Origin of the sequence: Rhodopseudomonas sp. BAL398 (assembly GCF_033001325.1) — a bacterium.
In the GTDB taxonomy this organism is placed as follows: Bacteria; Pseudomonadota; Alphaproteobacteria; order Rhizobiales; family Xanthobacteraceae; genus JARJEH01.
In genome coordinates, this window is sequence record NZ_CP133111.1 from 5,331,589 (window position 1) to 5,351,840 (window position 20,252).

Annotated in this window: 20 protein-coding genes and 1 other RNA gene; 13 read left to right on the forward strand and 8 right to left on the reverse strand. The window is 66.3% G+C overall.

What is annotated here, in order from left to right:
• Positions 1 to 392: 392 nt before the first annotated feature.
• On the reverse strand, positions 393 to 1,289 hold the full coding sequence (locus RBJ75_RS25070) for a helix-turn-helix domain-containing protein (protein ID WP_044418431.1): 897 nt from the start codon (positions 1,287 to 1,289) through the stop codon (positions 393 to 395).
• A 158-nt stretch (positions 1,290 to 1,447) separates the two neighbouring features.
• Between RBJ75_RS25070 and RBJ75_RS25075 the strand changes: the two genes are divergently transcribed.
• A complete protein-coding gene (locus RBJ75_RS25075) occupies positions 1,448 to 2,635 on the forward strand; it encodes a cytochrome P450 (RefSeq protein WP_044418433.1) in 1,188 nt (395 codons plus the stop codon).
• A 63-nt stretch (positions 2,636 to 2,698) separates the two neighbouring features.
• Here RBJ75_RS25075 and RBJ75_RS25080 read toward each other — a convergent pair whose 3' ends face one another.
• Both RBJ75_RS25080 and RBJ75_RS25085 read right to left on the reverse strand, forming a co-directional pair.
• Positions 2,699 to 2,998 (reverse strand): hypothetical protein, encoded by a 300-nt coding sequence (locus RBJ75_RS25080; RefSeq protein ID WP_044415113.1) that lies wholly within the window; start codon positions 2,996 to 2,998, stop codon positions 2,699 to 2,701.
• Positions 2,999 to 3,094: 96 nt separating this feature from the next.
• A complete protein-coding gene (locus RBJ75_RS25085; protein ID WP_276156710.1) occupies positions 3,095 to 5,053 on the reverse strand; it encodes an alkyl/aryl-sulfatase in 1,959 nt (652 codons plus the stop codon).
• A gap of 256 nt (positions 5,054 to 5,309) precedes the next feature.
• Here RBJ75_RS25085 and RBJ75_RS25090 point away from each other — a divergent pair, with 256 nt between their 5' ends.
• On the forward strand, positions 5,310 to 5,789 hold the full coding sequence (locus RBJ75_RS25090; RefSeq protein ID WP_044411289.1) for a methyltransferase family protein: 480 nt from the start codon (positions 5,310 to 5,312) through the stop codon (positions 5,787 to 5,789).
• 160 nt (positions 5,790 to 5,949) lie between these two features.
• On the forward strand, positions 5,950 to 6,123 hold the full coding sequence (locus tag RBJ75_RS25095) for a hypothetical protein (protein WP_160297938.1): 174 nt from the start codon (positions 5,950 to 5,952) through the stop codon (positions 6,121 to 6,123).
• Positions 6,124 to 6,171: 48 nt separating this feature from the next.
• Here the strand turns inward: RBJ75_RS25095 and RBJ75_RS25100 are convergent, their stop codons facing one another.
• Entirely contained in the window at positions 6,172 to 6,627 is a 456-nt protein-coding gene (locus RBJ75_RS25100) for a hypothetical protein (protein ID WP_044411287.1), read from the reverse strand.
• 170 nt (positions 6,628 to 6,797) lie between these two features.
• Between RBJ75_RS25100 and ssrS the strand changes: the two genes are divergently transcribed.
• The 3 genes from ssrS to RBJ75_RS25115 all read left to right on the forward strand — a co-directional run bounded on the left by ssrS (position 6,798) and on the right by RBJ75_RS25115 (position 8,461).
• Positions 6,798 to 6,958, forward strand: a non-coding RNA gene (ssrS, locus tag RBJ75_RS25105) — 6S RNA.
• Positions 6,959 to 7,049: 91 nt separating this feature from the next.
• A complete protein-coding gene (locus RBJ75_RS25110) occupies positions 7,050 to 7,634 on the forward strand; it encodes a 5-formyltetrahydrofolate cyclo-ligase (protein WP_044411285.1) in 585 nt (194 codons plus the stop codon).
• A 2-nt stretch (positions 7,635 to 7,636) separates the two neighbouring features.
• Positions 7,637 to 8,461: a TIGR00282 family metallophosphoesterase gene (locus RBJ75_RS25115; RefSeq protein ID WP_044411283.1), complete on the forward strand. Its 825-nt coding sequence runs from the start codon at positions 7,637 to 7,639 to the stop codon at positions 8,459 to 8,461.
• Between the two features lie 339 nt (positions 8,462 to 8,800).
• On the opposite strand, the gene RBJ75_RS25120 is transcribed toward RBJ75_RS25115, so the two are convergent.
• Positions 8,801 to 10,057, reverse strand: coding sequence for a RimK family alpha-L-glutamate ligase (locus tag RBJ75_RS25120; protein ID WP_044411281.1), 1,257 nt, complete (start codon positions 10,055 to 10,057; stop codon positions 8,801 to 8,803).
• 295 nt (positions 10,058 to 10,352) lie between these two features.
• Here RBJ75_RS25120 and RBJ75_RS25125 point away from each other — a divergent pair, with 295 nt between their 5' ends.
• The 6 genes from RBJ75_RS25125 to RBJ75_RS25150 all read left to right on the forward strand — a co-directional run bounded on the left by RBJ75_RS25125 (position 10,353) and on the right by RBJ75_RS25150 (position 12,796).
• Positions 10,353 to 10,664 carry a hypothetical protein gene (locus tag RBJ75_RS25125; protein ID WP_044411279.1) on the forward strand — a complete coding sequence of 104 codons (312 nt, stop codon included), beginning with the start codon at positions 10,353 to 10,355 and terminating at the stop codon, positions 10,662 to 10,664.
• Positions 10,665 to 10,671: 7 nt separating this feature from the next.
• Positions 10,672 to 11,292, forward strand: coding sequence for an RNA polymerase sigma factor (locus RBJ75_RS25130; protein ID WP_080901026.1), 621 nt, complete (start codon positions 10,672 to 10,674; stop codon positions 11,290 to 11,292).
• Positions 11,289 to 11,708 carry a hypothetical protein gene (locus RBJ75_RS25135; RefSeq protein ID WP_044411276.1) on the forward strand — a complete coding sequence of 140 codons (420 nt, stop codon included), beginning with the start codon at positions 11,289 to 11,291 and terminating at the stop codon, positions 11,706 to 11,708. Before RBJ75_RS25130 ends, RBJ75_RS25135 begins: the two co-directional genes overlap by 4 nt.
• Positions 11,705 to 12,160, forward strand: a complete 456-nt coding sequence (locus RBJ75_RS25140; protein WP_044411273.1) for a periplasmic heavy metal sensor — start codon at positions 11,705 to 11,707, stop codon at positions 12,158 to 12,160. The genes RBJ75_RS25135 and RBJ75_RS25140 overlap by 4 nt, the downstream gene beginning before the upstream one ends.
• A gap of 53 nt (positions 12,161 to 12,213) precedes the next feature.
• Positions 12,214 to 12,549 (forward strand): cysteine rich repeat-containing protein, encoded by a 336-nt coding sequence (locus RBJ75_RS25145; protein WP_234707412.1) that lies wholly within the window; start codon positions 12,214 to 12,216, stop codon positions 12,547 to 12,549.
• 67 nt (positions 12,550 to 12,616) lie between these two features.
• On the forward strand, positions 12,617 to 12,796 hold the full coding sequence (locus RBJ75_RS25150) for a hypothetical protein (protein ID WP_044411270.1): 180 nt from the start codon (positions 12,617 to 12,619) through the stop codon (positions 12,794 to 12,796).
• A gap of 70 nt (positions 12,797 to 12,866) precedes the next feature.
• Here the strand turns inward: RBJ75_RS25150 and RBJ75_RS25155 are convergent, their stop codons facing one another.
• From RBJ75_RS25155 to RBJ75_RS25165, 3 genes are all read right to left on the reverse strand, one after another.
• A complete protein-coding gene (locus RBJ75_RS25155; RefSeq protein ID WP_276156858.1) occupies positions 12,867 to 14,558 on the reverse strand; it encodes a methyl-accepting chemotaxis protein in 1,692 nt (563 codons plus the stop codon).
• 588 nt (positions 14,559 to 15,146) lie between these two features.
• Entirely contained in the window at positions 15,147 to 16,901 is a 1,755-nt protein-coding gene (locus RBJ75_RS25160; protein WP_276156859.1) for a methyl-accepting chemotaxis protein, read from the reverse strand.
• A 529-nt stretch (positions 16,902 to 17,430) separates the two neighbouring features.
• Entirely contained in the window at positions 17,431 to 19,185 is a 1,755-nt protein-coding gene (locus RBJ75_RS25165) for a methyl-accepting chemotaxis protein (RefSeq protein ID WP_044407658.1), read from the reverse strand.
• Positions 19,186 to 19,388: 203 nt separating this feature from the next.
• On the opposite strand from RBJ75_RS25165, the gene RBJ75_RS25170 reads away from it, so the two are divergent.
• The gene (locus RBJ75_RS25170; protein ID WP_044407656.1) at positions 19,389 to 20,135 is read left to right on the forward strand and encodes a YebC/PmpR family DNA-binding transcriptional regulator; all 747 of its coding nucleotides are present in this window, start codon (positions 19,389 to 19,391) and stop codon (positions 20,133 to 20,135) included.
• Positions 20,136 to 20,252 lie beyond the last annotated feature (117 nt).

The following is a 20,252-nucleotide window of genomic DNA, read 5'->3' on the forward strand; positions in this document are numbered from 1 at the left end:
CTGGCGAGGCGGCCTAGCGCCGCCCCGCCCCAACCCTCATGGTGAGGAGGCCGGCGGAGCTCGAAGAGCGAAGCCTGCCGTCTCGAACCATGAGGCCACGTCGCCCACGGCCATCCTTCGAGACGCTCGGCTGCGCCGGGCACCTCAAAGTCTGCCTGAAAAGAAGCCAATAGAATCAAACTTGTTTTCGTCATTGTGAGCCGAGGGCGGCGCATCGCGCCGTCCGAACGCGAAGCAATCCAGGGGCGCCAAGCACAGACTGGATTGCTTCGTCGCAACAGCTCCTCGCAATGACGGCCTCGAAGGCCTCATTCTATGATCAAGTCAGACACTCAGGATGAAGGCTGTGCCGGGCGCATTGGCGTGGTGCCGCGCGTCGCCCGCCAAAATCCTCACGCCTGCGCGGCGGCCATTCGCCGGTAGTCGCGCGGATTGTGGCCGGTGCGGCGCTTGAAGAAGCGGCAGAAATAGGCCGGGTCCTCGAAGCCGAGTTCGAAGGCGAGTCGAGAGATCGGCGCGGCAATATAGGTGAGGCGGCGGCAGGCCTCGCGAGTCAGGCGGGCGTGGACGATATCGAGCGCGCTCTGGCCGGTTTCGGCCTTGGCCAGCCGGTTCAGCCGCTCCGGCGTCATGCCGAGCGCCGCGGCATAGCGCGCGATTCCCCAATGCTCGCGGTGATGGGTCTCGACCAGCAACAGAAATCGCGTGAACTGATCGCGGCGGCCGCCCGACCCGGCGCCGCGGGTCTGCCGCTCGCTCTGCTGCGCCAGCCGCCACACCAGCGCACGGCCGAGCCACAGCGGCACCGGCGAGCCGCTGGCGTCGGGCGAGGCGAATTCCTCGGCGAGGTCGGCGAACAGGCTGGCGATCCGGCGCATCGCGGCGCTGCCCGGCTGGAACTGCAGGACGCGCGGCGCCGCGAACAGATCGCGCAGTGCCTGGCCGGTTGCCGGCACGTCGCCCTCGATCATGGCGTGCGGATTGAACGTGAACACCTGGCCTTCGGTGTCGCACGAGAACCGGAAACCGTGCACCACGCCTGGCGGCACGATCACCGCGACCGGCCCGTCGCATTGCGCGCGCTGCTCGTCGAGCGCGATCGCGGCCGGCCCGGATTCGATCCACAGCATCTGGTGCAGGCTGCGATGGGTGTGAACGTCGATCTCCCAGCGATACAGCCGGCTACGCGACTGGATCGGCTCGACATGCAGCAGGTCGGCCGGCGCCGACGGCGTCTCGCCATACAGCGCGAAGGTTGGGATCGAAGCCTTGAGGCGGGGGCGGGCCATCGCCGAGCCTAGATCCGAATGTCGGAAAAGTGCAAGTTTTTGTCGCCCGCGCGCCTCACCGCGCAAGCCCGCCGCAACTACACTGCTGTTACTGCTGCGATAAGGCCGGATAATGCCAAGAGACAAGAGCAGGCGGCCGCGATCAGGAGGAAACACCGATGTTCAACTTCGATCCCTATTCGCCCGCGGTCGACGCCGACCCGTTCCCGGCCTACCGCACGCTGCGCGACCAGCATCCAGCATTCTGGAGCGAGCAGGCGCAGCTCTGGATCCTGTCGCGCTACGCCGACGTGGCTTCCGCCGGCACCAATTGGCAGACCTTCTCCTCCGCCAAGGGCAATCTGATGACCGAACTGCCGGGCCGCGCCGGCGCCACGCTCGGCACCACCGATCCGCCGCGCCACGACCGGCTGCGCGGGTTGGTGCAGCACGCCTTCATGAAGCGCAACCTCGAAGCGCTGGCCGAGCCGATGCGCGACATCGCCCGAGACGCTGCGCAGGCCCTGCGCGGGCGCGACCGCTTCGACTTCATCGCCGATTTTTCGTCCAAGTTCACCGTGCGGGTGCTGTTCGCGGCTCTGGGCCTGCCGCTCGGCGACGAGCAGACCGTGCGCGACAAGGCGGTGCTGATGGTGCAGAGCGATCCGGTGACCCGCGCCAAGGGGCCGGAGCATCTGGCCGCCTACAACTGGATGCAGGACTACGCCGCGAAGGTGATCGCGCAGCGCCGCGCCGCGCCGCAAAACGACCTGATCTCGCATTTCAGCATGGCGGAGATCGACGGCGACAAATTGGATGAGCGCGAGGTGCTGCTCACCACCACGACGCTGATCATGGCGGGGATCGAATCGCTCGGCGGCTTCATGAGCATGCTGGCGCTCAACCTCGCCGATTTCGCCGATGCCCGCCGCGCCGTCGTCGCCGACCCAGCGCTGATCCCCGACGCGGTCGAGGAATCGCTGCGCTACAACACCTCGGCGCAGCGCTTCAAACGCTGCCTGCAGACCGATCTGACGCTGCACGGCGTCACCATGAAAGCCGGCGACTTCGTTTGTCTCGCCTACGGTTCGGCCAATCGCGACGAGCGGCAATTCCCAAATCCGGATGTCTACGACCTCAAACGCAGACCGAAAGGCCATCTCGGCTTCGGCGGCGGCGTCCATGGCTGTCTCGGCTCGGCGATCGCCCGGATGGCGATCCGGATCGCCTTCGATGAATTCCACAAGGTGGTGCCGGACTACACGCGGGTCGAGCAGCAGCTCGATTGGATGCCGTCCTCGACCTTCCGCAGTCCGCTGCGGCTGCATTTCGCGGCAACAAGCGCGGCGGCCCGGCCGGCCGCCTAGCCTCGTTCTATTTGTCCTCTTCTATTTGTCCTCTTCTATTTGTCCTCTTCTATTTGTCCTCTTCTATTTGTCCTCGCCGATCCCCAGCGCCAGCCCGGTGAGGGTCGTGACGATGGCGAAGGCGAGCGCGCAGGTGAGGGCGAAATCGGCCAGATGGAAGCCCCGGGCCTGCATCGTGTCGAGCACCGGCGTCACCCCGAACAGTGGCGATCTGGTCGCCAGAAACGCAAAGAGGAGCCCGAAGGCGGCGCCCATCGCGGTCTGGCTGGCAATCCGTGCCAGTCCAGTTAGAGCGGTGGCCTTCGCCGGCGGCTTCCTGGTCTTCGCCGGGGCGATCTTGGTGAGCGGTTTCTTCACGCGCATCGCGGCTACCTCCCGATCAGGCGCCAACGCGGTTGACTGCGCCCGGTTCCTGCGGCGCGGCCGGGCTTGCCGATTTCGTGAAGTGATCGCGCCGGCTCAGCTCACCATCGTCCGCTTCGGCTCGACGATCTCGAACATCCGCGGGAATTCGTCCATCAGCCCCATCAGCTCGGCGAGCTTCATCGCATTGCCGGCGATCTTGATCTTGCCGGCCGCGACCGCCTCGGGAAACGAGGTCTGCTTGGCGATCACCTCGTCGAGCAAGCCGCGCGCCAGCGTGAAGCCGGCATCGGCGGCCTCGGCCTGGGCGCCCGCCAGATAGGTCAGGGCGCAATTCTCCAGCGTCAGCACGAAGCGCTCGTCGGTGTCGGTGAAATGCCAGTTCAGCACGATGGTCTTGCCCTCGGCCTTGGGGCCGTTGAGCCGCACCCCGAGCATGTCCCAGATCTGTTCGGTGCGTAGCGCCGCCAGCGTCTCGCGCGGCATCCCCGGGCGCGGCGGCAGCTGTGGCATGCCGTGGCGCAGCTCCTGGGCGCCGAACAGATAGGCGTTGCGCCAGGTCGCGCTCTCGGCCAGATAGCCGAGCTGCTCGAATGTGTCGGCGAGCAGCGCGCGGGCGGCCTGATTGTCCGGCTCGGCGAACACCAGATGGCTCAGCGCCTGGGCGATGAAGCGGAATTCGCCCTTGGCGAAATCGGCGCGGGCGCGGGCCAGCAGCGCCTCGGCGCCGCCCATATACTCGACATACTTCTTGCCGGCATCGACCGGCGGCAGGCAATCGAGATTGGCCGGATTGGCGTCGTACCAGCCGAGATATTTCTGATAGATCGCCTTCACATTGTGGCGGATATGGCCGTAATAGCCGCGCGCATGCCAGGCGCCGTCGAGGCTCTTCGGCAGCCGGATGGTCTCGGCGATCTCGCTGGCGGTGAGGCCGTGATTCATCAGCCGCAGCGTCTGGTCGTGGGCGAATTTGTAAAGGTCGCGCTGCTGCCGGATCATGGTGTCGATCCGCTCCGTCCCCCATACCGGCCAGTGATGCTGGCCGCACATCGCCTCGGCCTTGCCGCCCCACAATTGCAGCGCCTCGCCGAGATATTTCGACCAGGCCAGCGCGTCGCGCACATCGGCGCCGCGGAACGGCAGCAGATTGTGAAAGTTGTGCGTGCAGTTTTCGGCGAGGTTGAGCAGTTTGTAGCGGGCGATGTAGAAATGCATCTCCGCTGGCGCCTCCGAATTCGGCGCCATCTGAAATTCGAAATCGACGCCGTCGATCGTTCTGGTATCGCCGGTGGCCTTGATCAGGTCGCTCGGGCGCAGCAGCGCCACCGAGCCCGTCGCCATCGATTTGCCGAGCCCGCAATCGACCTGACCGCGCGGCCCCTTGGCCAGCAATGGGCCGAATTGATATTGCGCCCGCCGCAGCATCGCCGGACCGGCGATGATGTTTTCCGATACCGCATGTTCCATGAACAGGTCCGGCGCGATGATCGGCACCTCGCCATTCGCCAAGGCGGCGTCGTCGAGCACGCCGCGGGCGCCGCCCCAATGGTCGGTGTGGGTATGGGTGAAGATGACGGCCGCCACCGGCCGCGGTCCGCGATGCTGGCGATACAGCTCCATCGCGGCGCGTGCGCCTTCGATCGAGGTCAGGGTATCGACCACGATCACGCCGCTGTCGCCCTCGATCAGCGTCATATTGGCGATGTCGAGCCCGCGCACCTGATAGACGCCCGGCACCACCTCGAACAGCCCGTGATTCATGTTGAGCCGCGACTGTCGCCACAGGCTTGGATCGACCGTCGGTGGCGCCGTCTCCTCGGCCAGAAAGCCGTAAGGCTCCAGGCTCCACACCGCGCGCCCTTGCGCGGTGGCGATGGCGGCGTGGTCGATGCTGCCGAGAAAGCCGCGCGCCGCCTCGTCGAAATCCCGCGTGTCGGAAAACGGCAATGCCTCGAGGGTCGCAGCGTGTTGCGCGATCACGGCGGCCGAGGCGTGTTTCGGTGTTGACGGAGCAATATCGTCGGGCATTTCGCCCTTGTCTGGCTGGACCATGTTTTTCCTCCCGCTTGTGCGCAGCGATTGTTGATAGCGAAACGCGCGGCTTCATCGGACGCGCATCGACATCGCCGCTGCGATTGCCGGCATCTAGCAATAGAACCGCAACCATTGCTAGGGTGGCTCGGCCACAACGCCGGCAGCGGTTTCGGATCGCGGGTCGAAGGTATGACGCGGCCCCGGCTCGAAACATTTGCCGTTTCGGCCGCCGCATCGCTACCTGTGGTGTGTCTGGGGAAACACGGAGGCCGCCATGACCGGCAACGACAATGCGCGTCCCAACACCATGCCGTGGCCGCCGCTGGTGCTGATCGCGACGGCGTTGCTGGCGATTGCGCTTGGCCGGGTGCTTCCGCTGCCCGCATTGGAAGGAGCCTTGCCGGTCTCGATCGGCCTGGCCACGCTGCTCACCGGTATCGCGCTCGATCTATGGGCGATCCTGACCATGCGCCGCGCCCGGACCAACATCATGCCGCACCGCGCCCCCGATCGGCTGGTCACCTCGGGCCCGTTCCGCCACAGCCGCAACCCGATCTATCTGGCCAATACACTGCTGCTGATCGGGATCGGCCTGGCCTTCGGCAATGCCTGGTTCGTGCTCGGCGCCTTCGTCTCGGCCGCGATCGTCGACCGGCTGGCGATCCGCCGCGAGGAGCGCCATCTCGCCGCGAAATTCGGCGCGGATTGGACCGCCTATGCGGCGACCACGCCGCGCTGGCTGCTGGTCGCGTAGCAGCGGCTCTCGGTCACGTAGAACTACGTGTCGAGATCGGTCTTGTCGTACCACGCTCGCGCCATGCTCCCGGAATCGTGTGGGGACCTATTCGGTTTTGATCAGTCGGGGAACGAAGTTGTTTGTTAGCCCTTGAACAGATTCATCATGAGGTGTCGCAATGCCTGGTGACGAGCTCAATCTGTTCCAGATCGCGGTGCGCTGGCTGTTTGCGCTGGCGGTGGCGTCCTACGCATTAATGTGGGCATTCCGCCTGGCCCGCTATCTCGGCGGCATCGTCCCGGTGCGCCCCCGCGTCGTCAGCAAACACAAGAAGCGACCGCCGCTGCGCTGAACGACAGAACTGACGACGCGCCGCGATGCACTCGCCCGCCGCCCCGCGCTATTGCATCATGAACTTATAGGCCGCGATCGCCGCCACCATGGCGGCGAAGATCAGCAGCGCCGGGACCGGGCGGCGGCCGCCGCTGTCGGGCGGGCGGGCGCCGCGCAATGCCGCCGGTCGGGGCATCGGCTTGGGCTTGGGTTTCTCCGGCGGCTTTTGAAACCGCACCACATTGTCCGGCGAACTCGGCTTGCGCGGCTCCGGCTCCGGCGCGTCGCCGGCGCCGCCCATCTCGCTGTAATAGGTCTGATAGATCTCCCGCACCGCGATCGCCTTGGAGTCGGTCTCGCTCATCTGGTCGAGCCGGCCGCGATAGGCGCTCAGCACGGTCTGGGCATTTTCCGGCAGGTCGTCGAAACTGCCGAGCTTGGCCATCATCAGCCAGGTGGCGAAATCGGCCTCGGCCCGAGTGCGGGCCTTGCGGGCAATGCTGGTGCTGGAATTCGAGGCCATGGCGATCCGATTGATGTCGTCCAGATCGCCGCTGCTGGGCGATCGTCGATATGCCGCCTTGATAGCCGAAAACCCGCCGTCCGGTTAGGGATTCGTGCGCCGGCGACATATGCCCCCGCGCGGCACGGTTACCGCTGGCGCGGCGGCATCATCGTAGCTACATTGGCTCTGCGAAGCTGTGTCGCGCGTCAGGAGCCATACATCCCCGGGGCCTTATCGATCCTCACGGGAACTGTCCCTGGCCAGGTCCGTGGACTTGGCTACATGGTGCCCACCTACTTTCGTAGGGAACTCCGGGATCGAGCGCTCCAACGGCCATTGCGGCTTCGCACTTTTCTCTTGCCGGCCGCTTGCCGGCCTTGCCGCCGGTTCCCCCGCCGCCGGCGGCTTTCGCGGCGGAGATCGGCGGACTATAAGCGCTGATGTCCGAACTTGCCGAAACTCCAACGAAAACCGAGCTGCGCGCCGCCGCTTTGGTGCGGCGCGATGCGCTTGACCCCGCCCGGCGCGCCGACGCCGCCACCGCGCTGGCCGCGCGTGCGCTGCCTTGTCCGGTCGCCGGCATGGTGGTGTCCGGTTATGTGGCGATTCGCGGCGAACTCGACCCGCTGCCGCTATTGACGTCGCTGGCCGCCCGCGGCGCCCGTCTGGCGCTGCCGGCGGTGGCGGGGCGCGACCTGCCGCTGCAATTCCGCGCCTGGCGCCCGGGCGATCCGCTGGTCGCGGGCCAGCTCGGCACCAGTGAACCTGTGCCCGAGGCGCCCGAGATCAGCCCCGATATCCTGCTGGTGCCGCTTGCCGCCTTCGACCGGCTCGGCCACCGGATCGGCTATGGCGCCGGCCATTATGACCGCTCGATCGCCCAATTGCGCCAATCAAGGCCGGTGATCGCGATCGGCATCGCCTTTGCGATGCAGCAAATCCCGGCGGTGCCGGCCACCGCGCACGACGTCCGGCTGGATTATGTGCTAACGGAAGCCGATACCTTCGATTTCCGGAGTTCCTGATTTTGCGAATTTTGTTCATCGGCGACGTGGTCGGCAAGACCGGCCGCAACGCCATCGCCGCGCATCTGCCCGGTGCGATCCGTGACTGGAAGCTCGATTGCGTGATCGTCAATGGCGAGAACGCCGCCGGCGGCTTCGGCATCACCGAGGCGATCTACAATGATTTCATCGATGCCGGGGTCGACGCGGTGACGCTCGGCAATCATGCCTGGAATCAAAAAGAGGCGATGGTGTTCATCGAACGCGCGCCGCGCCTGATCCGGCCGCTGAATTTCCCGCGCCATACGCCGGGCCGCGGCGCCGCGCTGCTCGACACCAAAAGCGGCGCCAAGGTGCTGGTGATCAACGCGATGGGCCGGGTGTTCATGGAGCCGTTGAACGATCCGTTCAACGAGGTCGGCCGCGAGCTCGACGCCTGTCCGCTGATGGAAGCCGCCGACGCAATCGTGCTCGATTTCCACGGCGAGGCCTCGAGCGAAAAGCAGGGCATGGGCTTTTTCTGTGACGGTCGCGCCAGCCTGGTGGTCGGCACCCATACCCATGTGCCCACCGCCGACCATCAGATCCTGCCCGGCGGCACCGGCTACATGACCGATGCCGGCATGACCGGCGATTATGATTCGGTGATCGGCATGCATAAGGACGAGCCGCTGCGCCGCTTCACCACCGGAATTCCCTCGGGCCGGTTCGAGCCGGCCACCGGCATCGCCACCATGAGCGGCGTCGCGGTCGAGACCGACGACAAGACCGGCCTCGCTCTGCGCATCGCCCCGGTCCGCATCGGCGGCCGCCTGGAGCCCGCGCTGCCGGCGTTCTGGCTGAGCTAACGCATCTGTCAGGTGAGTAACCGGTCCGATCAAGTTAGCGGTCATTCCGGGGCGCGAGCCCGCAGGGCGAGCGAACCCGGAATCTTGCGGCAGCGCTCTGCCTTGCCGCGAGATTCCGGGTTCGAAATGCCCGCTAACTAATCGGCCGGGTCAACTCAGCTGCAAGATGCTCGATCGTTTTTGATGAGATTGCGCAGCAATCCGGGTGAGGGGGGTGGCGTCACGAGAGGCCGTAACCCCTCACCCCGACCCTCTCCCCATGGGAAAGGGAGCGCGCTTCCAATGCCGCTCGGCCTTCATTCCATCGAACGGTTCTGAAGCGAACCAGCGTCGCGTCGCCTAAGCCGCGCTGCGCACCGCCTGCCGCGCGCGGTACAGCAGCATCGCCGCGAAGGCGTCGAACAATTTGTTCATCTGCCGCGACCGGTAGGGAAGCTGCTCGTCGCTGTCCATGTCGTGCACCACGGCGGTATTGCCAATTTCGAACACCACCAGATCGCCATTGGCATCCTGCGCGCAGTCGATGGTGAAGTAATCGAGCCCGATGCGGGTGATCAATTCGGTCAGCGGGGTGCGGTGACGCAGCGCGAAGCCGAAATCGAAAGTGTAGAAGAACGTTGCCTCTTCGAGCTGCTTGCTCGGGCTCTGCGCCATGCCGGCGGTGACGTACCACGCGTTCCATTGCTCGGAGATCGCCATGTGGCAGGCATAAGGCTGGCCGTCGATGACGACGAGCCGGTATTTGCGGAACAGGCCGTCCTCGCTGGCGGTGTCGACGAAGCGCTGCACCACGAAATCGTCCTCGGCGCGCGCGGCGAGATAATCCGCCAAGGCCGCGCGATTGGCGATCCTGCAAAGCCCCTGGCCGGCGCGGGCGCCGCGCGGCCGGGCGGTGATCGGAAAATCCAGCCCGTCGGCGATCTCGGCGAGGGGATGTGTGCCCTGCGCCACCGCGGCGAGCTCGGCGCGGGTAAGCGCGATCCGTGCCGGAACCTCGAGGCCGTCGATCCCGGCGAGCAGGACAGGGGTGGTGTCGCGGTCGAGCATGCGGATCTTCGTCGGCCCATTCAACAGCGGCGCGGGCCAGATCGGTGCCAGCCGCGCGATCTCGGCCAAAGCGCCGCGGCTGTCCTCGACATTGGCGGCGATCACGATGGTGACGTCGTGGGCCGGCAGCGGATCGGGCAGGGCGATCCCCGGCACCACATAGAGCGTGGTCAATTCGACGCCGGGCTGGTCGAGCAGGAATTCGATCGGGGTATTGTCGCCCATTGCGGTATCGGCGGCGAGCGCCAGCACCCGCAGCGCGCCGGCAGCGGCGCCGGTCCGGGACAGCGACCGGAACAGCTGATGCACCGCCAGCACTTCGGTTTGGATCGCGTGGCCGGCCTGGCCTTCGCCGAGCAATTGAGTGACCAGCGCCAGATCGAGCCCGTCGCCCGGGGTGGCGACGCCGCCATCGACCTTGGCCATCAGCTGCTGCCACAGCGGCATCAGGCTGACGCCGTCATACGCCATCCGGGTGATCGCCGAAAAGCCGATGCGGTCGACCGGCTGCGGGGTGGGCTCGTTGCGCTGACGCGTCTGTGTTGGCAAGGACTTGCTCCAAACTCGGCCGAATTAAATCCGTGACGGACATCGCGGCGGGCCGGGTGTGCGGGGCGATAAGCCATCGCCCGCAGCGCGGTGCCGATCGTCGCGGCGATCCGTTGGTTGCCAAAACCTAAACAGATTTGGTTAACGAATTCATTCCGGCCGGGCCCAGCCGGCAGCGGTGGCGGCAAAGCCATCCGCCGGAAGCGAGGGAAATCGCCGCCTTGGCCGTAATCCTGTCGTCACTCGACGCGTGGGCTGCCTGTCGGCTCGCCGTCCCAGCCGAAGGAGAACGATGATGATGCGCATGTTTCTGACCGCTGCATTGCTCGCCGCCACGCCGGCGGCCGAGGGCGCCCCGCTGCTGGCGCCGCAGGCAATGCGGCCCGCCATCGCCGCCACCGTGCCGGTCGAGACCGTGGCCTGCGTCCGCGGCGGCTGGCGCGGGCCCGGACACTATCCCGGCTGCGGCCCGGCGCGGCGCTACTACGGGCCGCGGCGCTATTACGGGGCGCCGTATTATTATGTCGGACCGCGCGTGATCGTGGCGGGGCCGGCCTACCGGCCGCCACGGCAGTGCTGGATCGCGGGCGCGTGGCGGCCGTGCTAATCGGATCATGATCGGGGCGATCGCCAGCCGCGCCGGCCCGACGGCGCGGCGCGGGGAGGCGAAGGTGGCGCTGGAGGACGAGACCGACGAAGCGCTGATGGAAGCGGTCGCCGCGCGCCATCAGCAGGCGTTTCGGGTGTTGATGGTTCGCCATATGCCGCGCGCGATCCGGGTCGCGCAGCGGGTGGTGCGCAACCCGGCCGAGGCCGATGACATCGGCCAGGAGACGTTTCTGCGGATCTGGAGCAAGGCCGCCTCGTTCGATCCGCGGCTCGGGCGATTCACCACCTGGCTGTACCGCATCGTGCTCAATCTGGCCTTCGACCGCGGCCGCCGGCCGGCGCTGGCGCCGCTCGAGGACGCCGCCGAGATCCACGCCGCCGATCCGGCGCCGGACGATCAACTGATCGCCGATCAGCAACGCCGGGCGTTGGAACTGGCGATGACGCAATTGTCGGAGCGGCAGCGCGGCGCCATCGCGCTGTTTCATATGGAAGGGTTGAGCGGTGAGGAATCGGCCAAAGCCATGAATCTCAGCGCCAAGGCGTTCGAATCGCTGCTGGTGCGGGCGCGGACGACGCTGAAACAAAACGTCCAGAAAAATCAGGATAGCAGGAGGTCGCGATGACGCTCGATCAGTTCAGCCAGCTGGCGCAAATTTGGGGCGGCGACATCGAGCGCTGGCCGCGGTCGGTGCAGGACGCGGCGCGCCGGATCGCGGCGGACGCCGCGGGTGCGGCGATTCTCGCCGAGCAGGCCGGGCACGACCGGCTGTTCGCCACGCCGCCTGCGATCGCCGCGGAGCGCAGCGCGGCCGCCAGCTTCGCGGTGCTGCAGCGGATCGCCGCGAGCGATCGCCGCTTGCCCTGGTGGCGCCGGCTGGCGCCGCCGAGCTCGCTGGTTCAGGCCGGCAGCCTGGCCTGTTCGGCGCTGCTCGGCGTCTGGATGGCGGGCCTGCTTCCCTATCACCAATCGCAGGATGCCCTCGCCGTGGTCAGCATGGTGTTCGACAGTTCGGCCATGTCGTTGGGGGGGCTGCAATGACGATCTGGCCCAATGCGCAGAACCGGGTGCGGCTGGCGCTGCTGGCGTCGCTCTGCCTCAATGTGGCACTCGCCGCCTATGTCTCGGCCCAGTGGTTTCAGTCCCCGATTGAGCCCGGCTGGACCCCAGGTGGCGCGGGCATGCCGTCACGGCTGATCGAGCGGGTCGCCGCGCGGCTTCCGAAAGGCGATGCCGACATTGTCTGGCGGGTGTATCGGGCCAAGCAGGAGGAGATTCGGCCGCTGCAGGCGGACTATGTGCAGGCCCTGCGCGAGACCCTGCGGCTGATCGGGCAGCCCGAACTGGATAAGCCGGCGCTGCGCGCGGCGATCCGCAATGCCCGCGACAAGCGGATCAAGATCGGCGACGCCGTGATCGACAGCTTCGTCGACACGCTGGAGCAGATCTCGACGCCAGGGCGACGCCAGCTCGTCGGCCGATTTCTTCGCTGATACGCAAAGGCGCGCGAGGGAATGTCGGTCCCGGCGCGTATCCCCGACACGCCATGAATCAATCCGAAACCGAAGCCAATGGAGGCAAGATGCTGCAGCCGAACACCCCCCAACAGAAGCGCCCGCGCGGCAAGCTGGGCTTCAGCCCGACCGATGTCCTGATGCGGGCGATCGTGGCGGCCACCTGTCTGATCGCCGTGCTGATGTTGTCCCTGTCGCTGGCGATGGCGCAGGATGGCGCCGCACGAAAGGCCTGCGAGCCGGATTACCGGCGGCTGTGCAGCGGCGTGATGCCTGGCGGCGGCCGGGTGCTGAAATGCCTGAATGAGCATCGCGACGCGCTGTCGGAACCGTGCCGGCAGGCGCTCGACGCCCGCGGGGCGAAGTAGCGCCGTCGCCGTCGGCGGAACCTTGTCGCGGGTTGGCCGGTTATCGCCACTCACGAGGAGGTGCGACATGCCGAAGGACCAGCCGCTGGACCCCGCCGATTTTCCGCTCGACGTCCGCCGGGACGAAATCGTGAAATCGAACGGCGAGCCGATCGCCAAGGCCCGCGACCCCAAGGTCGCCGAAGAGGTCGCCGATCGTCTCAACGAAAACGAGTATCGCCGCGAAGAGGATCGCTGGTCGGCCTGATCGGCCGGCCATTAAATTCAAGACGGGCGGCGCGCCGGCTGGCGCGTCGCCCGTCGTTCCCAGTCTTGGTTCAGGCGGCGCGCACGGTCGCCAGGAACTTGCCCACTTCGAGCTTCAGCCGGCTGCTGTCGCCGGACAGCGACTGCGCCGCTGACAGCACTTGCGCCGACGCCGAGCCGGTTTCGCTGGAGCCGCGCTGCACATCGGTGATGTTCGCCGTGACCTGATGGGTTCCTTGCGCCGCCTGTTGCACATTCCGGGAGATCTCCTGGGTGGCGGCGCCCTGCTGTTCGACCGCCGAGGCGATGGTGGCGGAGATTTCCGCCATCCGGCCGATGGTGGTGCCGATCTCCTTGATCGCCCCCACCGATTGTTGCGTCGCCGACTGGATGCCGTTGATCTGCTGGCTGATCTCGCCGGTGGCCTTGGCGGTCTGTTCGGCCAGCGCCTTGACCTCGGACGCCACCACGGCGAAGCCGCGGCCGGCGTCGCCGGCGCGGGCAGCCTCGATCGTCGCGTTCAGCGCCAGCAAATTGGTCTGCCCGGCGATGGTGTTGATCAGTTCGACGACGTCGCCGATCCGCGCGGCCGCGCTGGCCAATTCGCCGACGCGATCATTGGTGGCCTTGGCCTGATCGACCGCATCATTGGCGATCCGCGCCGATTCCTGGACCTGGCGGCTGATCTCGTTGACCGAGGAGCTCATTTCCTCGGTGGCCGACGCCACCGACTGGACGTTGGTGGAGGCTTCCTCGGAGGCCGAGGCGACCGCCGTGGTCAATTCCTGCGCCCGCGCCGCCGTTGCGGTCAGCGTTCCGGCGGAGGCTTCCAGCTCGGTCGAGGCCGACGCCACCGCTTCGACGATTTCGCCGATCAGCGACTCGAAGTCGCGGGTGATATTGTCGACGCGATGACCCCGCGCGATCTTTTCCTCGGCGTCCAGCATCGCCGCCGCGTCGGCGTTCTTCTTGTCGATCAGGGCCTGCTTGAACACTTGCAGCGTATCGGCCATCTGGCCGATCTCTGTCTTCTCGCCCTGATGCGGCACCTCGGCGCTGAGGTCGCCATCGCCGAGCGCCTGCATCGGCTTGACGATCGAAGCAATGCCGCGCGAGACGTCGCGCACCAGATAGATCGCCAGCGCCGCGCCGACCGTGATGGCCAGGCCCAGCGTGATCGCGAGCAGCATCAGGGCCGACTGATAGGCGGCATGCGCGGTGGCGCCGGCGGCGTCGGCGCCGTCATTGTTGAAGGCGATGTCCTTGTCGAGGATCTTGTCGGCCTTCTTCGAGATCGGATAGGCCTTGGTCTCGTTGAACAGCGTGGCGTCGTGCGGAATGGTGCCGATGCTGGCGCGCGAGCGGGAGACCACCTCGGGAATCGCCGCGATGTAGATCTGCCACTGATCGCTCCAGCTCTTGTAGAGCGCGCGTTCCTCATCCGACGTGATCAGCCGTTCATAGTTGGCGCGAAACTTGTCGAGCGCCTTGGTCGAAACCTCCAGCCGCTTTTCCACCGCCGTCTTGGCTTCCGCGGTCTCCGACAGCAGATGCAGCCGAACGATGGCGCGGAAGGTCACGATCTCGGCGCGCAGCTCGCCCAAGGCGCGGATGCTCGGCAGCCAGTCGGCCTCGACTTCGGTGGCGGATTTGTTGATCGCCTGCAGCTTGGTCACCGCCAGCAGGCCCATGCCGGTCAAGGCGATCAGCAGGAAGCCGACGACGATGGTTATCTTGGCGCGGATCGAGAGCTTCGCGAGCATGGCGAGAATCCTTGAGGTGGGTCCGAGAGGGAAGAAAGCGATGGACTTCAACACGAAAGCGCAGCGCGGATGGAACGGACGATGGGGGATGCGAAACGGAGTGGTTCAGAACCTAGGCAGTCGCGGCGCACCCTTGGGCGCCGGCATGTGGATTGGGTGAATCGAACACTTGGCATTGGCCGTACCGGATGGTTTGGCAGGCTTTGCGGGTCAGCCATGCGCGACTGATAGGAACGTGCCGGCCGAGGCGGACGGCGCGCCGTCGCACTGGATCAAGCCGCTTCAGGGACAGATAAGTCATTGCTACTCACGCGAACGGAAACGATCCGCCAACCGAAGCGGTGGCGGAGTTCGAAGGTCAGATGAACGGGTTTCTTGCTGGGGAAGCGCTTCGACACCCGGCAGATGCGGTGCGTCGCTTTCCTTCTGCGGCGACCCTACGCCGAGAATCCTAATCCAATGGTAAATCCACGAGCCTAGTTCGAAAGACTAAGAAGCCGGCGGCGAGGTGCTTAGTCCCGCCCGATACGACGCGCAAAGGCCGTTGCGCGGCTGACGCAACGGCCTTTGTCGATCAGGAGCCGTTGATCAGGCGGCGCGCACCGTCTGCAGGAATTTGCTGACTTCGAGTTTCAGCCGATTGCTCTCGCCGGACAGCGACTGCGCCGCGGCAAGGACCTGCGCGGAGGCCGAGCCGGTCTCGCCGGCGCCGTGCTGCACGTCGGAGATGTTCGAGCTGACCTGCGTGGTGCCCTGGGCGGCCTGCTGTACGTTGCGGGAAATCTCCTGGGTGGCGGCGCCTTGTTCCTCCACCGCGGACGCAATGGTGGAGGAGATCTCCGACATCCGCCCGATGGTGACGCCGATCTCCTTGATGGCGTCGGCCGATTCGCTGGTGGCGAGCTGGATCCCCGAGACTTGCTGGCTGATCTCGCTGGTGGCCTTGGCGGTCTGCTGGGCCAGCGCCTTGACCTCGGCTGCGACCACCGCGAAGCCGCGGCCGGCGTCGCCGGCGCGGGCGGCTTCGATGGTGGCGTTGAGCGCCAAGAGATTGGTCTGCCCGGCGATGGTGTTGATCAGTTCGACCACCGCGCCGATCCGCGCCGCCGCGTCCGACAATTGTTCGACGCGGTCATTGGTCTTTCGCGCCTGATCCACCGCCTCATTGGCGATCCGCGCCGAATCCTGCACCTGGCGGCCGATCTCGTTGACCGAGGACGCCATTTCCTCGGTGGCGGAGGCCACCGATTGCACATTGGTCGAGGCCTCCTCGGACGCCGCCGCCACCATGACGGTGAGCTGCTGGGCGCGCTCCGCGGTCGCGGTCAGGCTGCCGGCCGCGGCTTCGAGTTCGCTCGAGGCCGCCGACACGGTGTCGATGATGTGGCCGACCGCGCCTTCGAAAGCATCCGCCAGCCGGCCCATGTCGGCCTTGCGCTTTTCGGCAACGCGATGCTCCTGATCGAGCTGCGCCGCGGCTTCCTGCGTCGCCTTCTCCTGCGCCTTGACCTTGAATTTCTCCACCGCGCCGGCGACCTCGCCGATCTCGTCGCCGCGGCCGAGCCCCGGCAGCACCACGGCGAAATTGCCGTCGGCGAGCTCGTGCATCGCACGGCTCATGGCGCTGATCGGGCGCGCGATCGTGACGATCGAGAACACGCAGGTTGCGATCAGCAGCAAGGTGGTGATCGCGCCGGCGATCAGCGAGGTCCGCTCCGCCGAAGCCGACTCGGCGGCCGCCGCGGCGATCGATCTGGCGCTTTGCTGCCTGCCATTGTCGACGAGCTTGCCGACCACCGTCATGATCTGCGTTGCCAGCGGCAGCGATACGTTGTGGCGATGCTGCGCGATGGCGTCGTTGAGCCCGTCGATGCGCGCCGCGGCGTCTGGATGCATCTGGTCGGCGGCGCCCTGCAACCCGATGATCTCGCTGCGCATGCCCGCGACCAGCGCGCGACTGCTGTTGAGATCCGCGATCAGCCCGGGCAGCCGCGCGATCTGCGCCTGCGCATCGCCCGGTGGAATCAGCCGCGCCATCTCGGCGCTGAATGCTGTCGCCTTGGTCTGATCGAGCGCAAAGGAATCAGCCGATTTCTGCAAGGCCGCCGGGGTTGCGGCCAACACCGTATCGCGAAAGGCGAGCTGCATGCCGCCGACCGATGCCCTGACCTCAGCGGCGAGTTGCGCCACGGTCTGGTGCCTGATCGCGCTGTCATAGCCGGCACGCACCGCGGCGTTGCCGGTGCTCTGCGCATAGATAATGAAGCCCACCAGCAGGATGCCGAGCGCTGAAGCGATCGCGAGCTTGGCGCCGATGCGAAGATTGTGAAAGAGCCTGGTCATGAAATTCCTCGAGGACAATGCCTGCTTATGCGGGCGAACGATCTCCTTGAGGACTCCACTGGGGAAGCTTCTTCACCTCGCGGGGAGGAGCGCGGCTTCCGTTGCGCAGTTAATGGAGAGTAAACCGATATGAATTGGTAAAGATACTAGGTGGCAATCATGGAAAATGGAGGCGAGGACGGCGTCGCCGCTTGCGCCCGATCGGCAAGCGCGGAATGCGTCGCATCAGCGCGATCGTTGCGGCGACATGCGGCCGCGTAGCTTCGGCTAATTGGGGCGGACGAGGATCGCAAATGTTGCTGTCATTTTAGTAATCCTCAGAGTCTGATTCAAAAACCCATCGGCAAAGACAGGTCTCAACGCCGTCATTGCGAGGAGCTGTTGCGACGAAGCCATCCAGTCCTTGCTTGGCGCCCTGGATTGCGTCGCCGTCGGACGGCGCTGCGCGCCGGCGGTCGCTGACGGCGGTGCGGCGCGCCAAGGCGCCGTGCAATGATGAGATGGTCGAGGCGGCGCGGATCGGCGCTGCTTACAGCTTATACGCGGTGCGGAATCCGCCCCAGTGCCGGCCGCGGACCTTCACCGGCACGTCGATCTCGCGCATCATCACGGTGTTGCCGCCGCCCATGTCGCGGGCATAGCTCTGGATCAGATAGCTGCGGGTGTTGCGGCCGGCGGCGAGGCCGGCGGGATCGTTGAAGATCCGGCGGTTGCGGCTGTTGGCGGTGTTCCAGGCGACGTCGCCCGGCCGCTGCGGCTTCGAATAGATGCTGTTGTGCACCGGCAGATAGCCGTTGCGGTCGATCATCACGCAGAACACCATCCGGTCGTCCTTGGCGAGAAACCCGTCCTGGAACGCCGGCAGCGCGCGGTCGGCCCAGCCCAGGATTCGGGTGCGGTGCTGCGGCGGATTGGTGCCTTCGATCGCGACGTAATTATCGTCGAACATGTCGTCGAGCGAGATCGCGCCTGTGGCAACGCCGTCCTCGAAGATCTTGTTGAGCGCGACGCCGGCCTCCAGCGCGCGGGTGACGAATTCGGTGTTCTCGTCGCGGATCGCCCACAGCGCGTCTTCGATGCGCTCCTGCAGGGCGGCGTCCGGCGCCACGAAACGCGCCAGCGCGCCGGCCGTGGTCTGCTGCTCGATGCGGATCTTGCAGGCGCCGACATCCTGCAGCGTCGCCGCCAGGGTCTGGTTGATGCCGAGCGAAGCGGCGCCGGGGCCGGAGATCAGCACGCCTTGCTGCGAGATTTCGTAGACCGGCGCGGCCAGCGCCCAGCCGTTGGCCTCGATCTCGATGTTGAGATGGCAGGGCAGCTTTTCGCGCTTGCGGCTGTCCTCGCGGTCGCCCTGCCGCAGCAGCACCGCGGTGCGCGCGCGCAGCTTGGTGGCGAATGTGGTGACGTTGTTCCCGGCCTTGGCGACCTCCTCGCCATGCTGCTCGGCCTCGCGCGCGGCGCTGTCGATTTCGGCGGCGCTGTCGCCGACCGAGACGATGAAATGCGACGCCGAGGCCGCGTTGCTGGCCATCTCGCTGGTGGTGCTGTTCTGCTCGGCGACCGCACTGTTGACGTTGTCGAACACCGGGCGGATCGCGGCGATCGCCTGCGAGATCCGGTGCACCGCGTCGACCGAATTGGCCGCGTCGCTTTGCAGCGCGTCGATCTTGCGCTTGATTTCCTCGGTGGCGTCGTGGGTCTGCACCGCCAGCGCCTTGACCTCGGTGGCGACCACCGCGAAGCCGCGGCCGGCGGCGCCGGCGCGCGCCGCCTCGATCGTCGAATTCAGCGCCAGCAGCGTGGTCTGCTTGGCGATCTTGGCGATCAGATTGACCACATTGCCGATCGCCGCCGAGGATTCCCGCAGGCGGTCGACATTGGCGCTGGCCTCAATGGCGGCGGCGCTGGCCTGGTCGGCGAGCTGGCTCGCCTCGCGCACCTGGTCGCCGATCCCTTTCGCCGAATCGGTAAATTTGTCGGCGGCCTGGGAGAATGTCGTCGCGGTCGAATGCGCGGCGCTGGTCCGCCCGGTCAATGCGTCGGTGCGCTGGCGAATCGTCTGCAAGGTGTCGGCGGTGGCTTGCGCGCCGCCGGCCACCGAATTGGCGGCGCGCTCGAGCTGGCGGATCAGCGATCCGAGCTCGAGTTCCAGCAGTTCAAGGATCTCGTGGGCGGAATCGGGCTCCTGCGGCGGCGGCACGGCGGACAGATCGGGAGCCAAGGCCGGCGCCACCACCTCCACCACTGGTTCGTGCACCCGCTTTCGAAACAGACCGAAGGCCATGAAATTTCTCGCATGAGGGGAACTACGGGGCCGATACTCGCATCGTTGGGTGAAACCGTGGTTAATTTCCCGATGCCCGAATTGACATCCAAAAGTCGAATGCTTGCCGGCTTTCCGTGCAAGTCTTTGATTTTGCCGGCGGCCGGCCTATAAACCCGCGCCGCCCCGAACCGTTCATCCTGACCAAAGCCAAGAGAGACCGCATGGCCGGACATTCCCAGTTCAAGAACATCATGCACCGCAAGGGCAAGCAGGATGCCCAGAAGTCCAAGCTGTTCAGCAAGCTGGCGCGGGAAATCACCGTCGCGGCCAAGATGGGCCAGCCCGATCCGGCGATGAATGCAAGGCTGCGCGCCGCAATGATCTCGGCGCGGCAGGAGAACATGTCGAAGGATTCGATCGAGCGCGCGGTCAAGAAGGCCACCGGCGGCGACGCCGAAAATTATGACGAGATCCGCTATGAGGGCTATGGCCCCGGCGGCGTCGCGGTGATCGTCGAGGCGCTGACCGACAACCGCAACCGCGCCGCCTCCGACATCCGCTCCTATTTCACCAAATCCGGCGGCAATCTCGGCGAAACCGGTTCGGTGTCGTTCATGTTCGACAATGTCGGCATCATCGAATACGACGCCGACAAGGCCTCCGCCGACGACATGCTGGACGCCGCGATCGAGGCCGGCGCCGACGACGTGCTGTCGTCCGACGAGGGCCACGAGATCTACGCCTCGAAAGAAACCTTCCGCGACGTCGCCAAGTCGCTGGAGGCGAAATTCGGCGAGGCCCGCAAGGCGCAGCTGACCTGGAAGCCGCAAAATACCGTCCCGGTCGACGACGAAACCGCCGAAAAGCTGCTCAAGCTGATCGATCTGCTCAACGAGCACGACGACGTCCAGAACGTCTACGCCAATTTCGAAGTCTCCGACGCGCTGATGGAAAAGATGGGCGGCTGAGGCCGTCGGCCGCCGTCGCGATTCGTCCAATTCCCGTGTCCCGGACGCGCCGCAGCGCGCAGCGCTGCTGCGCAGATCCGGGACCCCGCTTCGCGCGCCGCCCCAACCGGGGCCCCG

Bases quoted from the DNA above. Each gene is read 5' to 3' on its own strand.
- RBJ75_RS25070 (WP_044418431.1), bottom strand. From the start codon at position 1,289: ATGGCCCGCCCCCGCCTCAAGGCTTCGATCCCAACCTTCGCGCTGTAT.
- RBJ75_RS25075 (WP_044418433.1), top strand. From the start codon at position 1,448: ATGTTCAACTTCGATCCCTATTCGCCCGCGGTCGACGCCGACCCGTTC.
- RBJ75_RS25080 (WP_044415113.1), bottom strand. From the start codon at position 2,998: ATGCGCGTGAAGAAACCGCTCACCAAGATCGCCCCGGCGAAGACCAGG.
- RBJ75_RS25085 (WP_276156710.1), bottom strand. From the start codon at position 5,053: ATGGTCCAGCCAGACAAGGGCGAAATGCCCGACGATATTGCTCCGTCA.
- RBJ75_RS25090 (WP_044411289.1), top strand. From the start codon at position 5,310: ATGACCGGCAACGACAATGCGCGTCCCAACACCATGCCGTGGCCGCCG.
- RBJ75_RS25095 (WP_160297938.1), top strand. From the start codon at position 5,950: ATGCCTGGTGACGAGCTCAATCTGTTCCAGATCGCGGTGCGCTGGCTG.
- RBJ75_RS25100 (WP_044411287.1), bottom strand. From the start codon at position 6,627: ATGGCCTCGAATTCCAGCACCAGCATTGCCCGCAAGGCCCGCACTCGG.
- RBJ75_RS25110 (WP_044411285.1), top strand. From the start codon at position 7,050: ATGTCCGAACTTGCCGAAACTCCAACGAAAACCGAGCTGCGCGCCGCC.
- RBJ75_RS25125 (WP_044411279.1), top strand. From the start codon at position 10,353: ATGATGCGCATGTTTCTGACCGCTGCATTGCTCGCCGCCACGCCGGCG.
- RBJ75_RS25130 (WP_080901026.1), top strand. From the start codon at position 10,672: ATGATCGGGGCGATCGCCAGCCGCGCCGGCCCGACGGCGCGGCGCGGG.
- RBJ75_RS25135 (WP_044411276.1), top strand. From the start codon at position 11,289: ATGACGCTCGATCAGTTCAGCCAGCTGGCGCAAATTTGGGGCGGCGAC.
- RBJ75_RS25140 (WP_044411273.1), top strand. From the start codon at position 11,705: ATGACGATCTGGCCCAATGCGCAGAACCGGGTGCGGCTGGCGCTGCTG.
- RBJ75_RS25145 (WP_234707412.1), top strand. From the start codon at position 12,214: ATGAATCAATCCGAAACCGAAGCCAATGGAGGCAAGATGCTGCAGCCG.
- RBJ75_RS25150 (WP_044411270.1), top strand. From the start codon at position 12,617: ATGCCGAAGGACCAGCCGCTGGACCCCGCCGATTTTCCGCTCGACGTC.
- RBJ75_RS25155 (WP_276156858.1), bottom strand. From the start codon at position 14,558: ATGCTCGCGAAGCTCTCGATCCGCGCCAAGATAACCATCGTCGTCGGC.
- RBJ75_RS25160 (WP_276156859.1), bottom strand. From the start codon at position 16,901: ATGACCAGGCTCTTTCACAATCTTCGCATCGGCGCCAAGCTCGCGATC.
- RBJ75_RS25165 (WP_044407658.1), bottom strand. From the start codon at position 19,185: ATGGCCTTCGGTCTGTTTCGAAAGCGGGTGCACGAACCAGTGGTGGAG.
- RBJ75_RS25170 (WP_044407656.1), top strand. From the start codon at position 19,389: ATGGCCGGACATTCCCAGTTCAAGAACATCATGCACCGCAAGGGCAAG.